Annotated in this window: 16 protein-coding genes; 12 read left to right on the top strand and 4 right to left on the bottom strand. The window is 64.7% G+C overall.

Translation table 11 applies throughout. From position 1 onward, the window contains the following. The 11 genes from urtE to RP6297_RS09265 all read left to right on the top strand — a co-directional run bounded on the left by urtE (position 1) and on the right by RP6297_RS09265 (position 9,103). Positions 1-693, top strand: a complete 693-nt coding sequence (urtE, locus tag RP6297_RS09315; RefSeq protein ID WP_009241044.1) for an urea ABC transporter ATP-binding subunit UrtE — start codon at positions 1-3, stop codon at positions 691-693. 102 nt (positions 694-795) lie between these two features. Further along, the gene (locus tag RP6297_RS09310; protein ID WP_009241043.1) at positions 796-1,683 is read left to right on the top strand and encodes an urease accessory protein UreD; all 888 of its coding nucleotides are present in this window, start codon (positions 796-798) and stop codon (positions 1,681-1,683) included. A gap of 90 nt (positions 1,684-1,773) precedes the next feature. Then, positions 1,774-2,076, top strand: a complete 303-nt coding sequence (locus RP6297_RS09305; RefSeq protein ID WP_004630759.1) for an urease subunit gamma — start codon at positions 1,774-1,776, stop codon at positions 2,074-2,076. Positions 2,077-2,124: 48 nt separating this feature from the next. After that, the gene (locus RP6297_RS09300; protein ID WP_009241042.1) at positions 2,125-2,742 is read left to right on the top strand and encodes a HupE/UreJ family protein; all 618 of its coding nucleotides are present in this window, start codon (positions 2,125-2,127) and stop codon (positions 2,740-2,742) included. 11 nt (positions 2,743-2,753) lie between these two features. Continuing rightward, on the top strand, positions 2,754-3,059 hold the full coding sequence (locus tag RP6297_RS09295) for an urease subunit beta (protein WP_004630755.1): 306 nt from the start codon (positions 2,754-2,756) through the stop codon (positions 3,057-3,059). A gap of 22 nt (positions 3,060-3,081) precedes the next feature. Further along, positions 3,082-4,800 (top strand): urease subunit alpha, encoded by a 1,719-nt coding sequence (gene ureC, locus RP6297_RS09290; protein ID WP_009241041.1) that lies wholly within the window; start codon positions 3,082-3,084, stop codon positions 4,798-4,800. 173 nt (positions 4,801-4,973) lie between these two features. Further along, positions 4,974-6,119, top strand: coding sequence for an IS481 family transposase (locus RP6297_RS09285; RefSeq protein WP_009239574.1), 1,146 nt, complete (start codon positions 4,974-4,976; stop codon positions 6,117-6,119). A 635-nt stretch (positions 6,120-6,754) separates the two neighbouring features. Beyond that, the gene (gene ureE / locus RP6297_RS09280; RefSeq protein ID WP_009241040.1) at positions 6,755-7,387 is read left to right on the top strand and encodes an urease accessory protein UreE; all 633 of its coding nucleotides are present in this window, start codon (positions 6,755-6,757) and stop codon (positions 7,385-7,387) included. Continuing rightward, positions 7,380-8,069: an urease accessory protein UreF gene (locus RP6297_RS09275; protein WP_009277489.1), complete on the top strand. Its 690-nt coding sequence runs from the start codon at positions 7,380-7,382 to the stop codon at positions 8,067-8,069. The genes ureE and RP6297_RS09275 overlap by 8 nt, the downstream gene beginning before the upstream one ends. Before the next feature lie 11 nt (positions 8,070-8,080). Continuing rightward, entirely contained in the window at positions 8,081-8,707 is a 627-nt protein-coding gene (gene ureG / locus RP6297_RS09270) for an urease accessory protein UreG (RefSeq protein ID WP_009241038.1), read from the top strand. A 66-nt stretch (positions 8,708-8,773) separates the two neighbouring features. After that, on the top strand, positions 8,774-9,103 hold the full coding sequence (locus tag RP6297_RS09265) for a hypothetical protein (protein ID WP_009241037.1): 330 nt from the start codon (positions 8,774-8,776) through the stop codon (positions 9,101-9,103). A gap of 72 nt (positions 9,104-9,175) precedes the next feature. On the opposite strand, the gene RP6297_RS09260 is transcribed toward RP6297_RS09265, so the two are convergent. From RP6297_RS09260 to RP6297_RS09245, 4 genes are all read right to left on the bottom strand, one after another. Continuing rightward, positions 9,176-9,835, bottom strand: a complete 660-nt coding sequence (locus tag RP6297_RS09260; protein WP_009241036.1) for a methyltransferase family protein — start codon at positions 9,833-9,835, stop codon at positions 9,176-9,178. Between the two features lie 128 nt (positions 9,836-9,963). Then, positions 9,964-10,656 carry a glutathione binding-like protein gene (locus RP6297_RS09255; RefSeq protein ID WP_009241035.1) on the bottom strand — a complete coding sequence of 231 codons (693 nt, stop codon included), beginning with the start codon at positions 10,654-10,656 and terminating at the stop codon, positions 9,964-9,966. Positions 10,657-10,825: 169 nt separating this feature from the next. Further along, positions 10,826-12,085 carry an acyl-CoA dehydrogenase family protein gene (locus RP6297_RS09250; protein WP_004636510.1) on the bottom strand — a complete coding sequence of 420 codons (1,260 nt, stop codon included), beginning with the start codon at positions 12,083-12,085 and terminating at the stop codon, positions 10,826-10,828. A gap of 78 nt (positions 12,086-12,163) precedes the next feature. Further along, the gene (locus tag RP6297_RS09245) at positions 12,164-12,601 is read right to left on the bottom strand and encodes a PaaI family thioesterase (protein ID WP_009241034.1); all 438 of its coding nucleotides are present in this window, start codon (positions 12,599-12,601) and stop codon (positions 12,164-12,166) included. A 93-nt stretch (positions 12,602-12,694) separates the two neighbouring features. Between RP6297_RS09245 and RP6297_RS09240 the strand changes: the two genes are divergently transcribed. Then, positions 12,695-13,639 carry a LysR family transcriptional regulator gene (locus RP6297_RS09240; RefSeq protein WP_009241033.1) on the top strand — a complete coding sequence of 315 codons (945 nt, stop codon included), beginning with the start codon at positions 12,695-12,697 and terminating at the stop codon, positions 13,637-13,639. The last annotated feature ends 96 nt before the right edge of the window (positions 13,640-13,735 follow it).

Below are 13,735 nucleotides of genomic sequence, written 5' to 3'. Positions count from 1 at the left end.
ATGTTGCAGGTCCAGCAACTGAACCAGTTCTACGGCGGCAGCCACATCCTGCGCAACGTCAGCTTTGACGTCCCAACGGGCAAGCTCACCACGCTGCTTGGCCGCAATGGGGTGGGCAAGACGACGCTGCTCAAATGCCTGATGGGCGTGGTGCCCACAGCCAGCGGTGCGATCGATTGGGAAGGGCGCACCATCCAGAAGCTGCCCGCGTACGAGCGTGTCTCTCAGGGGCTCGCCTATGTGCCACAGGGGCGCGAGATCTTCCCCCGTCTGACGGTGGAAGAAAACCTGCTGATTGGTGCGGCCGCCAAGCGCGCGCCGTCCAAGGTGCCCGATTCCATCTACGAGCTGTTTCCAGTGCTCAAGGAGATGAAGGGCCGGCGCGGTGGCGATCTGTCCGGCGGCCAGCAGCAGCAACTCGCCATCGGCCGCGCGCTGATGAGTGAACCGCGCCTGCTGATCCTGGACGAGCCGACCGAGGGCATCCAGCCGTCGATCATCCAGGAGATCGGCCGAACGCTGCGGCGCCTTGTCGATGAGTTCGGCATGTCGGTCCTGCTGGTCGAGCAGTACTACGACTTTGCGCGCAGCATTGCCGACCGCTATGTCGTCATGAGCCGCGGCGAGGTCATCGCCCAGGGCGACGGCGCCAATATGGAAGCCGATGGCGTGCGTGATCTGGTGGCCGTCTGATGCCCCGGCTAATGCCCCGGCATTCGACGGAAAAAGTCGAATGCCAAATCTGTGGCATCTGGCTATGATGAGAAAATTCCTAGCCGCCGTGCTGCCTTCCTGATGCGCCATCCCGATTTTCCTGTCCCGCCGCAGACCGATTCGTTCGCGTCCTGGGAAGCCTCGCTGCGCCTGGCGTTTGCACGGCGCGGTGAACGCACCGTGCTGGCCACCTGCCGGCATCAGGGGCCGCTGCGGGTGCAGAAGGCGCTGTATCCGGAAGGCGAGGGCGTCTGCCATGCCGTCATGCTGCATCCGCCTGCAGGTATTGCCGGCGGCGATGTGCTCGATATCGACATCGAACTCGGTGCCGACGCGCATGCGGTCCTGACCACGCCGGGCGCCACCAAGTGGTACAAGTCGCTCGGCCGCACGGCGACGCAGCGCGTTGCCATCCGTGCGGAGGCGGGGGCGCGGCTCGACTGGCTGCCGCAGGAGAACATCGTCTTCAACCAGGCCCGCCCGATCATCGACCTGACGCTGGATCTGGCGCCGGGCGCCAGCGCCATCGGCTGGGACACCACTATGCTTGGCCGCCACGCCGCCGGTGAATCGTGGGCCGAAGGCCGCATCGCCATGCGCACCGCATTGCGTTGCAACGGTCAGCCGCTGTGGATTGAATCGGCGGCATTCGACGCGCAATCGCCCGTGCTGAATGCGACGACGGGCATGGCCGGCTTCCACGTCGTCGGCACGCTCTGGGCCGTCGGCGAGGGCGCCACCGAAGCCCTCGCCGAATCGATGGCCGAGCACCTGCCGTACAACGCCGGCCTGCGCGCGGGCGTCACGTGTCTCACGCAAGATGCGCCCGGCCTGCCAAACGTTTTGCTGCTGCGCGTGCTTGCACGCCGGCCCGAAGATGCACGCGCCCTGTTGTCGCAGACATGGCTGGCGCTGCGCGAACCGATGCATGGCGTAGCGGGCCGTCCGCTGCGCCTCTGGTCTACATGACGGCGACATGATGGCCACATGATGGCAACGTGACCTCGCATCGCCCGATCTGAACTGAACTGAATTGACCCTCACCGAAGAGAGCCCCACGTGGAACTGACCCCGCGCGAAAAAGACAAGTTGCTGATCTTCACCGCCGCCTTGCTGGCCGAGCGCCGCAAGGGCCGCGGCCTCAAGCTCAACTACCCGGAAGCCGTCGCCTTCATCAGCGCCGCCATCATGGAAGGCGCGCGCGACGGCAAGACGGTCGCCGACCTGATGCACTACGGCACCACGCTCCTCACGCGCAATGACGTGATGGACGGGGTGGCCGAGATGATTCCCGACATCCAGGTCGAAGCCACGTTTCCGGACGGCACGAAGCTCGTCACCGTTCACCACCCGATCGTTTGAATTTCGAAGTTTGAAGCCCGCACGCCACTCACCACTACGAGTCCTGCCATGACGCCTACCCTGTCTCGCTTCGTCCGGCCCGCTACGGCCATCGCGCTTACGTTTGGCGCCTCCATCGCGTTTGCCCACCCTGGGCACCCGGGCCATACCGCCGAGGGCAGCCTGCTCGCCGGGTTCCTGCATCCGCTCACCGGTGCAGACCATTTGCTGGCGATGGTGGCCGTGGGCGTGTGGAGCGCACTGGCCTCGCGCTCGGTGCGCGATGCGCTGTGGGCGCCCGTCGCCTTTGTCGCGTTGATGATCCTGGGCGCGCTGCTCGGCGCAGGCGGGGTGGCGGTGCCGATGGCCGAGCCGATAATCGCCGCATCGCTGCTGGTGTTCGGCCTGCTGATTGCCGCACGCGCGCAATTGCCGACGTGGGGCGGTGCGCTGCTGTGCGGCGCGTTCGCGCTGTTCCACGGCTATGCGCACGGCACGGAATTCCCCGCAGGGGCGCAGGCCATGTTCCCGTATTTCGTCAGCGGCTTTGCCGTGGCGACGGCGCTGCTGCACACCGCCGGTATCGGCGCGGGCTTTGCGCTGAAGCCGCGTCTGGCATGGCTGGCGCGTCTGTCGGGTGTAGGCGTGGCGCTGTATGGTGCCGGCCTGCTCGCGGCAGCTGTCTGAAGGGGCGCGACATGATCCCCGGTGAACTGCTGCCGCAAGACGGCGATCTGGAACTCAATGCAGGCCGCCCCACGGTGACGGTCACGGTGGCCAACACGGGCGATCGCCCGGTGCAGATTGGCTCGCACTACCACTTCTATGAAGTGAACGACGCGCTGCGCTTTGACCGCGAAGCTGCGCGCGGCTTTCGGCTGAACATCGCCGCCGGCACGGCCGTGCGCTTCGAGCCGGGGCAGGAGCGCACGGTCGAGCTCGTGGCGCTGGCCGGTGACCGCGTGGTCTACGGCTTTGCCGGCCGAGTGATGGGCAAGCTGTGAAGTCGACGCAGAAGGAACGGACATGACACTCAACATCACCCGCCGCGCCTATGCGGAAATGTTCGGCCCCACGACGGGCGACCGCCTGCGTCTGGCCGACACCGACCTCATCGTCGAAGTTGAACGCGACTTCACCCTCTACGGCGAGGAAGTGAAATTCGGCGGCGGCAAGGTCATCCGCGACGGCATGGGCCAGAGCCAGCGCGAATCGAAAGACTGCGCTGACACCGTCATCACCAACGCGCTGATCATCGACCACTGGGGCATCGTCAAGGCCGACATCGGCCTGAAGCACGGCCGCATCTCGGCGATCGGCAAGGCGGGCAATCCGGACATCCAGCCCGGCGTGACCATCGTCATCGGCCCCGGCACCGAGATCATCGCGGGCGAGGGCATGATCGTCACCGCCGGCGGCGTCGACTCGCACATCCACTTCATCTGCCCGCAGCAGATCGACGAGGCGCTCAACAGCGGCGTGACGACGATGATCGGCGGCGGCACCGGACCCGCCACCGGCACCTACGCCACCACCTGCACGCCGGGCCCGTGGTACATGCAGCGCATGCTGCAGGCCGCGGATGCGTATCCGATGAACATCGGCTTTCTGGGCAAGGGCAACGGCAGCCTGCCGGGCGCGCTGCGCGAGCAGATCGACGCGGGTGCCATCGGCCTGAAGCTGCACGAAGACTGGGGCTCCACGCCCGCCGCCATCGACTGCTGTCTGGGCGTGGCCGACGACACCGATACGCAGGTCGCCATCCACACCGATACGTTGAACGAATCGGGCTTCGTTGAAGCGACCGTCGCTGCATTCAAGGGCCGCACGATCCACACGTATCACACCGAAGGCGCGGGCGGCGGGCACGCGCCCGACATCATCCGCGTGTGCGGTGAATCGAACGTACTGCCGTCGTCGACCAACCCGACGCGGCCGTTCACCGTCAACACGCTGGACGAGCACCTCGACATGCTGATGGTGTGCCATCACCTCGATGCGTCCATCGCCGAAGACATCGCCTTTGCGGAGAGCCGCATCCGCCGCGAGACCATCGCCGCTGAAGACATCCTGCACGACCTCGGCGCGTTCTCCATGATCTCCAGCGACTCGCAGGCCATGGGGCGCGTCGGCGAGGTTGTCCTACGCACTTGGCAGACCGCGCACAAGATGAAGGTGCAGCGCGGCAAGCTGGCCGGTGACCCGAACGACGCGCGCGGCGGGCATGACAACTTCCGCGTGAAGCGCTACGTGGCCAAATACACGATCAACCCCGCGCTCACGCACGGCATCGCACATGAAGTCGGCTCGGTTGAAGTCGGCAAGTGGGCAGACCTCGTGCTGTGGAAGCCGGCGTTCTTTGGAGTTAAGCCGAGCCTGATCCTGAAGGGCGGGATGATTGCTTCTGCGGCGATGGGGGATGCGAATGCGTCGATCCCGACGCCGCAGCCGGTGCACTATCGGCCGATGTTTGGGTCGGCAGGTGGGGCGCTGGGGCGGTCTTCGTTGAGCTTTCTGTCGCAGTCGGCTGCTGCGGCTGGTGTGGCGGAGCAGTATGGGCTTGCCAAGACCACCGCGGTGGTCAAGGGTACGCGTACTGTGAGCAAGGCGGACATGATTCATAACGACTGGCAGCCTCACATTACCGTTGATCCGGAGACGTATCAGGTGGTGGCGGATGGGACGGTGTTGACTTGTGAGCCAGCGGAGGTGTTGCCGATGGCGCAGAGGTATTTTTTGTTTTAGCTGGTGGGGCGGGGTTGGGCGCTGTTTTTTTGTTGTTGGTCCATCCCTGTTTCGTACCCTGCCGGGCACGACCTACTTTTCTTTGTCTTGCTGTATGGACCGGGGACATAGGTGACAGGTGTGCGAGGACATGGTTGACACTTTGAGCGGCACATTCGCTCGGAGGTCAGGCCATGCCCTGGAGCACACGAGACACCATGAGCCTTCGTCAGGAATTCGTTCTATTGGCCCGGCAGGAAGGCTGTAACCGGCGCGAGCTGTGTCGGCGGTTCGGCATCAGCCCGCAAACCGGCTACAAGTGGCTGGCTCGTTACGTTGAGTCGGGGGACGCCGGACTGGCTGACCGGACGCGCCGTCCCTCGCACAGCCCGATGCGTACCGAGGCCGAGCTTGAACAGGCCGTCATCGCGTTACGCCAGCAGCATCCTGCGTGGGGCGGGCGCAAGATCAGCCGCCGCTTGGCCGACTTGGGCTGGAGTGATGTACCGGCGCCCAGCACCGTGACCTCCATCCTGCATCGGTATGGGTTGATTGCACCCGAAGCCTCAGACGCCTCCACGCCCTGGCAGCGCTTTGAGCACGCTGAACCGAACCAACTCTGGCAGATGGATTTCAAGGGCGGGTTCGCGTTGGCCGACGGCCAGCGCTGCTCGCCGCTGACCGTGATCGACGATCACTCCCGCTTCAACCTGGTGCTGGCGGCCTGCACGCAGACGCAGAGCGCGGTCGTGCAGCGTCACTTGCGCCAGGCCTTCGAGCGCTATGGGCTGCCGCTGCGCATCAACGCCGATAACGGCGCACCTTGGGGCAGTCCCACCCGGCCGGGGCAACTCACGGGCCTGGGCGTCTGGCTCATCCGCCTCGGTGTGCGCCTGAGCTACAGCCGCCCCGCCCACCCGCAGACCAACGGCAAGGACGAGCGCTTCCACCGCACGCTCAAGGCCGAGGCCCTGGCCGGGCGCTACTTCGCCTCTTGCGACGCGGTCCAGCACGCGCTGGATGCTTGGCGCACCGTCTATAACTGCGAGCGCCCGCACCAGGCCATCGACCTGGCCACGCCCATCACACGCTACCGGCCCAGCCCGCGACCGTATCCGTCTACGTTGGCACCGATCGAGTACAGCCCGCAGGACATCGTCCTCAACGTCGGATGGAATGGGGAGCTACGCTTCAGGAGTTGGCGCTTCAAGCTCTCCAATGCCCTGCACGGCTTGCCGGTGGCATTGCGCCCCGACCCTAAACACAGGGATCAATTCGATCTGTACTTCGTTCACCAACACCTTGGCCGTATCGATCTGAACCTGCCCGATGACTGCTGACATGTGTCAACCATGTCCTCGCACACCTGTCACCTATGTCCCCGGTCCATACATCTTGCCAAAGAAAAGTAGGCAAAAGAAAGGCGCGCCCGAGATGGCGACTTCCTCCTTGAATTTCTGTAACCGGGCGGGGAAGGAGGCAAACTCGCTTCGCTCAGACAGGCCTCCTTCCTTTGTCCGCCCGCTTACAGAAATTCAAGGCGCCATCTAGGGCAGGTAAGTCAAAAGCCACACCGGCGGGGAACTGAGGTGAGCGCCGGGGCTCGGCGAGTGCGAGTGCGAGTGCGAGAGCAAGAGCAAGAGCAAGAGCAAGAGCAAGAGCAAGAGCCAGCGCGTGCGACGGTTCTGAACGTACACAACGGAGTAGCGCACGGGCAGAAGATTGTGTGCTTTACCCCTGCCCTAGATGGCGCCTTGAATTTTCGTAAGCGGGCGGAAAAAAGACGGGAAACTGTCTGAGCGAAGCGAGTTTTTCCCGTCTCCGTCCGGTTACGAAAATTCAAGGGATGGGTCGCCATCTCGGGCGCGCCTTTCTTTGCTTACTTTCTTTGGCAAGACAAAGAAAGTGAGTCGCCCCCGGCAGGGGGTGAAACCAGGGATGGCCCCCCCCGCAAAATCATGAACGAATACTGACCATGCTCTCCATCAACAAACACCTCCCCGCGCCGCACGGCCTGGCCTCCGTGCTGGTCAAGCGCGCACCCAAGCTGGTACTCCCATTCCTGGAGCGCAGCCGCAGCCGCCTGCGCGCCACCCTCGACGATGGCCGTGACGTGGCCGTCGTGCTGCCGCGCGGCACCGTCATGCGCGGCGGTGATGTGCTGGTCGCTGAAGACGGCACGCTGGTTGAAGTACAGGCCGCACCGGAGCACGTCCTGCGTGTGACGAGCGACAACCGCCTCGCCTTGATGCGTGCTGCCTACCACCTCGGCAATCGCCACACACCCGTGCAGGTCAGCGCCGATGCGCTGCAGCTCGAAGCCGATCCAGTGCTCGAAGACATGCTCGTACTCCTGGGCGTGACCGTCGCGCATGTAGAGGCGCCGTTCGAGCCGGAGGCGGGCGCCTATGGCGGCGGCCATCGTCACGGCCACGATGCGACGTTCGAAGAGGACTACGCGGCCGCGCAGGCGCTGTATCACGAGCACCACGGGCACGATCATGGTCACAGTCACGCGCATGACCACGACCATGGTCACTCGCATAGCCACGACCACGGCCATGTCCACGGGCCCGGCTGCGGCCATCACCACCATCACCATGACTAACGCGGCGCAGCTCACCGCCTTGCTGCATCTCGCGTCCCCGGCGCTGCCGATGGGCGCATTCAGCTATTCGCAGGGGCTGGAAGCGGCGGTGGACGTTCGGCACGTGGCCGATGAGGCGTCGGCTGCGGCGTGGATTGCCGAGGGCCTCGACGTGCTGGCCGCCTGCGAGGCACCGCTGTGGCTGCTGCAGTTTGCCGACTGGCAGGCGGGCCGCTTCGATGCCGTGGCCGAGCGCGATGCGTGGTTTCTCGCCACCCGCGAGACGCGCGAGCTGCGGCTCGAAACGTCTCAGATGGGCTGGTCGCTCAATCGCCTTATCCAGCAGTTGGAATGGGGCGATGCCGCACTGCGCAGCGCATTGGCTGCGCGCGCTTTCGTGACGTTTCCGACGGCCTTTGCCGCCGCCGCTGCCGCGCTGAATGTCGACCCGCGCGATGGCGTGACGGCGTACTGCTTTGCCTGGGTGGAGAACCAGATGGCGGCGGCAGTCAAGGCCGTTCCGCTCGGGCAGGCTGCGGGGCAACGGATTCTCTTTGGCCTGCACGCAGCGGTGGCGCGTGCGGTGGAAGAGGCCACGCGTCGTGCGGCATCTCATCCGCCCGAACTGTCTACGTTTTCACCGGGGCTGGGCGTGTTGTCCGCCCGGCATGAAACGCAATATTCACGACTCTTTCGATCCTGAACCTGATCATCATGCGAACCAAGAAACTTCCTGCCCTGCGCGTTGGCGTGGGCGGCCCGGTGGGCTCCGGCAAGACCACGCTGCTCGAAATGCTCTGCAAGGCCATGCGCGAGCGCTACGACCTCGTGGCGATCACCAACGACATCTACACGAAGGAAGATCAGCGCCTGCTGACCATCTCCGGCGCGCTGCCAGCCGAACGGATCATGGGTGTCGAAACGGGCGGCTGCCCGCACACGGCCATCCGTGAAGATGCGTCGATCAACCTCGAAGCGGTGGATCGCATGCTCTCGAAGTTTCCGGATGCGGATGTGGTCTTTATCGAGTCGGGCGGTGATAACCTCGCAGCGACGTTCAGCCCCGAGCTGTCGGACCTGACCATCTACGTGATCGACGTGGCGGGCGGGGAGAAGATCCCGCGCAAGGGCGGCCCCGGCATCACCAAGTCGGACCTGCTGATCATCAACAAGACGGACCTGGCGCCGTACGTCGGCGCGTCGCTGGAGGTGATGGAAAGCGACACCCGCAAGATGCGCGGCGATCGGCCGTTCGTGATGTGTAACCTGCGGGCGCAGGGCGGGTTGGATGAAGTGATCCGTTTTATTGAGAAACAGGGGATGCTGACGGCGGCTGCCTGAAACTGCGGCACTTGTGGGTGTCGCGCTCAGTCGAAAACACTCACGCATGCGTTGCGGAGGTGGGTGATGAAGACGCTGCATTCTGTGGTGCTGATCACGGTGGCCGTGGGCGCAGCCGCGTGTGCGCCGACCATCGTCGGGCCGTACTACACGATGGATGTACGGCTGGCGGATGGGAAGCCCGTGCGGTGTGCGGTGAATCAACCGGTGCACCTGCCGAGTCCGCCGCCGGAGCCGTTGACGGTGCGGGAGCGTAACGAGGCCGAAGTATTGGCGACACAGCCGCTGCGGATGCAGACGGGGCCCCGGTCGCCGTATCCGACTGTCTACACCGCGCCGGACGTGCAGTGCTTTGCGTTGCCCCGGTCTGGCGATCAGGTGACTTCTGTCAGGTAGCGTCGGAGCGTCCGCGCCACTCGGACGCATGCAATCGCGCGACAAGGATCGCCAGCATGATGATGAGCGGCATCAATAGAGGCCGGGAATGAGGCGCCACGTCCGGGCGCGGTAGGCGTCGTACTCCGCACCGAACTGTGATTGCAGGAGGGCTTCTTCTGCACGCATGCGCGCCACCAATGGTGGAATCAGCAAGAGCGTCAGCACCACACCGGCCAGTGCCCGGAACGTCAGTCCCCAACCCAGCGTGCCGATCAGCAACCCCAGGTAGCTCGGGTTGCGCACGTATTGGTAGATGCCGCCGGTCACAAGCGTATGGCCGGGCTGGATCGCGACCAGTCCGCTGAATCGATTGCCCAGCACATACACCGGCCACACACGCAACGCGCCGCCTGCGGCGTAGAGCACGACGCCCAGCCAACGTACGGCATCGCCATCGATGCACCAGAGGTCGAGCCGGTCTGTATACGCCGGCAGCCATGCACTGGCGAAGCCGATCACGCCAAACACCGGCAGCACCCAGCGGTTGGTTCGGTCTTCGCGTTCTCCGGGGCTCAGGTTGCCGCCGGCAAGCAAGGCGGCGATGGCCAGCAACACCGTGATCACCACAAGCACGACGCGTGCGGGATGGGCCAGGAATGCGCCCACACCACCCCAACCGAGCGCGGCAAGGCCGAGATAAACCGCGATGGACACCGCAGCCGCGAGGCCCATTTTGAGTGAGGCTGCCATAGCGCTTGTGTGGGATCGCGTGAATGGAGTGGAGCCAGTGTAGGCCGCTCGCCCGCGCCCCGCATTGGAGACTTTCAAAAAAAACAGGCCGCATCACGCAGCCTGTCTTTCGATGCGAAGACGCGGAATCAGCGCCGCGCGTACTGCGTCGCGCCGAAGAGGATTTCCTTCGCCTTGTCGTCCTGCACGGCGGGCCGCTCCTTGGCCAGCACCTTTACCGCGCGCTGCACGGCGGGCCGTTCTTCAATGGCTTCGAACCAGCGCTGCAGCTTCGGGAAATCCGACAGCTCGATTCCCTGATTCTTCCAGCTGCGCAGCCAGGGCCACGTCGCAATGTCGGCGATAGAGTAATCCGGGCCGCCGAGGAATTTCGATTCGCCCAGGCGCTTGTCGATCACGCCGTACAGACGCTTTGCCTCGTTCGTATAACGGTTGACTGCGTACTCGATCTTCTCAGGCGCGTAGATACGGAAGTGGTGCGCCTGGCCGAGCATCGGGCCGACGCCGCCCATCTGGAACATCAGCCACTGCAGCACTTCGTACTTACCGCGCACGTCGTCGGGCAGGAACTTGCCGGTCTTGCCTGCGAGGTACAGCAGGATCGCGCCCGATTCGAACAGCGAGATCGGTTCGCCGTCGGGGCCATCCTGATCGACGATGGCTGGGATCTTGTTGTTGGGGCTGATCTTGAGGAAGTCGGGTTTGAACTGGTCGCCGGCGCCGATGTTGATGCCGTGAACGCGGTAAGGCAGCTCGCATTCTTCCAGCATGATGTGCACTTTGTGCCCGTTGGGCGTGGCCCAGCTATAGACGTCGATCATCGAGTTGGCTCCTTGGCTTCTGGCCGGGAAGAGAGGTGCAGGCCACCAGCAGCCTGCAAAGTGTTCCATTCCAGCACAGAACCGAGAAACGCGCAGACTCCGGGCCGAGGCGAAAAAAATCCCCGCTCAAGGCGGGGTTAAGGAGTGAACGGTACAGCCGTGCGTCAGGTCAGGCGCCGCGTGTGACCGGCATGTCGACCACGTCTTTCAGGTGCAGATGCTTGGCCAGTTCCAGCTTGGCGATGGCCGCGCGGTGCACTTCGTCCGGGCCATCGGCCAGGCGCAGCGTGCGTTGGTGCGCATAGGCCGACGCCAGCGGGAAATCCCCCGACACGCCGCCGCCGCCGTGTGCCTGGATCGCCCAGTCGACGATCTGGCAGGCGATGTTCGGGGCCACGACCTTGATCATCGCGATTTCGGCCTTGGCGACCTTGTTGCCGACGGTGTCCATCATGTACGCGGCCTTGAGCGTCAGCAGACGGGCCTGCTCGATCATGCAGCGCGCTTCGGCAATGCGTTCGTGCCAGACGCTGTGCTGTGCGATGGCCTTGCCGAATGCGATGCGCGACGACAGACGCTTGCACATCAGCTCCAACGCGCGCTCGGCCACGCCGATGCTGCGCATGCAGTGGTGGATGCGGCCCGGGCCGAGGCGGCCCTGCGCGATCTCGAAACCGCGGCCTTCACCGAGCAGGATGTTGCCCACCGGCACGCGCACGTCTTTGAGGTCGACTTCCATGTGGCCGTGCGGCGCATCGTCGTAACCAAACACCGACAGCGGGCGCATGACGGTGATGCCCGGCGCGTTGGCCGGCACCACGATCATCGATTGCTGTTCGTGGCGGCCGGCATCCGGGTTGGTCTTGCCCATGACGATGTAGACGGCGCAGCGCGGGTCGCCAGCGCCCGACGACCACCACTTGCGGCCGTTGATGACGTATTCGTCGCCCTGGCGCTCGATGCGGCATTCGATGTTGGTGGCGTCCGACGACGCCACGGCCGGTTCGGTCATCAGGAAGGCTGAGCGGATTTCACCGCGCAGCAGCGGTTCGAGCCAGCGGTCTTTCAGTTCTTCGGACGCGTAGCGCTCCAGCGTCTCCATGTTGCCGGTGTCGGGCGCGGAACAGTTGAACACTTCCGGCGCCCAGGGCACGCGGCCCATGATCTCGCACAGCGGCGCGTATTCGAGGTTCGACAGCCCTTCGGGTGCGCGCGGCGAACGCGGCAGGAACAGGTTCCACAGCCCGGCCTTGCGTGCCAGCGGCTTGAGTTCTTCGATCACCTTGGTCGGGATCCACGCGTTGCCGGCACGGCGATTGGCTTCGATTTCTTCGTGGAAGCGGTGCTCGTTCGGGTAGATGTGCTGGTCGAAGAATGCGAGCAGGCGTGCCTGCATGTCCTTGACCTTGGGCGTGTAATCGAAATTCATGGTGTCTCCTCAGTACATCGAACAAGCGCCCCGAACGGGCAACCATCAAATCAGTGCAGACGGGCTCGGCCCCATGCATTAAACATGTCCGCCGAGCACTGCAAATACGGCACTCGCGCGCGCAATCAGCCGGTCGCCGCGATGAAAGAGCGCCTGTGCAAAGGCCAGCTTGCTGCCCGTGCGCAATCCTTCCGGGGTGATCTCGATCCAGTCGCCTTCTCCGGCAGAGGCGATGAAATCCACCGTCAGGCTTGCGGTCGACATGGCTAGCGCGCCGCCGGTGCCTTCGCCAGGCTCAGCCAGGCAATAACCGAGCGCCGCATCGGCCAGCGATGCCACCACGCCGCCATGCAGGATGCCGCGTCGATTCAGGTGGTGATGCTGCACGTGAAAACCCATCACCATCGACGCGCCCATTCCCTTGGCATACACCGGCCCCAGCATCGTCAGGAAAGGGCTCGGCTTGGTCAGCAGAACAAAGCCCGGGGGAACGGCGAGATCGGGGGATGTGGTCATGGCGCGTGGCGCAACTCCCAAGTGGTGTCCGCAGAATAGGCCTTCGCCTACAATAAGAGAAATGAATTTCGTGGATTGCGGTCCATCAATGTCATGCATATATCGCGCGTCGACCTGAACCTGTTCGTCGTCTTCGACGCCATCTATACGGAAGGCGGGATTACCGCGGCTGCCCGCACGCTCAACCTGACGCAGCCGGCGGTGAGTCACGCGCTCGGGCGTCTGCGCGAGTTGTTTGACGATCCATTGTTCGAGCGGCGCGGGCAAGGCATGGTGCCGACGCCCCTGGCGCGCACGCTCATCGCCGAGGTGCGCTCCGCGCTGCAGGGCTTCGAACGCACGTTGCGCGAGGGCACGCGGTTCGACCCGGCCACGAGTGAGCGCCGCTTCACGCTGTCGATGCGCGATGCGCTGGAAGCCACGCTGCTGCCGCCGCTCATGGCCGCCATTGCCAAGGAGGCACCGCGCATCGACGTGACGACCGTGCGCGGAGACCGCCGGCAGCTTGAAACCGAGCTGCTGGCCGGCACCATCGATGCGGCGGCGGACATTCTGCTGCCGGCATCTCCGGCCATCCGGCACGCGCCCTTGCTGACCGACCCGATGGTGGTGCTGGCGCGCCCCGGCCATCCCATTGCAAATGACCCCCTGACACTGGAGCGCTACCTCGCATGCGAACACGTGCACGTATCGTCCCGACGCCGCGGGGCGGGGCTGGAGGATGTGGAGCTGCGCCGCCTCGGGCACGAGCGGCGCGTGCGGCTGCGTTGTCAGCATTACCCGGCAGCCTGCCGCGTGGTGAGCTGTACCGACCTGCTTGCGACGTTGCCGATCCGCTACGCGCGTATCGCCAACGAGCCGTATGGCAACGTGATGTTGCCGCTGCCGTTCAACGTGCAGCCGCTTGAGCTGTACCTGTACTGGCACACGAACAGCGACCAAGATGCCGCCAGCCGCTGGCTGCGCGACCACGTGTTCGCCGCGATGGCAGAGGTGGCCCTGGACGACACCGTGGCGGCATTCGCAGACGGGCGTTGACGAACGCCGGGGCGGACGCAATCATCGGGGCTGCGCAGCGCAGATGGCGTAACCACGCCGGTTTGTGACAGATTGATGGCATTTGCCATTCGACTG

The sequence above is a fragment of the Ralstonia pickettii genome (assembly GCF_016466415.2).
Taxonomy (GTDB): Bacteria; Pseudomonadota; Gammaproteobacteria; order Burkholderiales; family Burkholderiaceae; genus Ralstonia; species Ralstonia pickettii.
The sequence above is the reverse complement of the archived record's forward strand: the minus strand, read 5'-3'. Positions and strand labels throughout refer to the sequence as shown.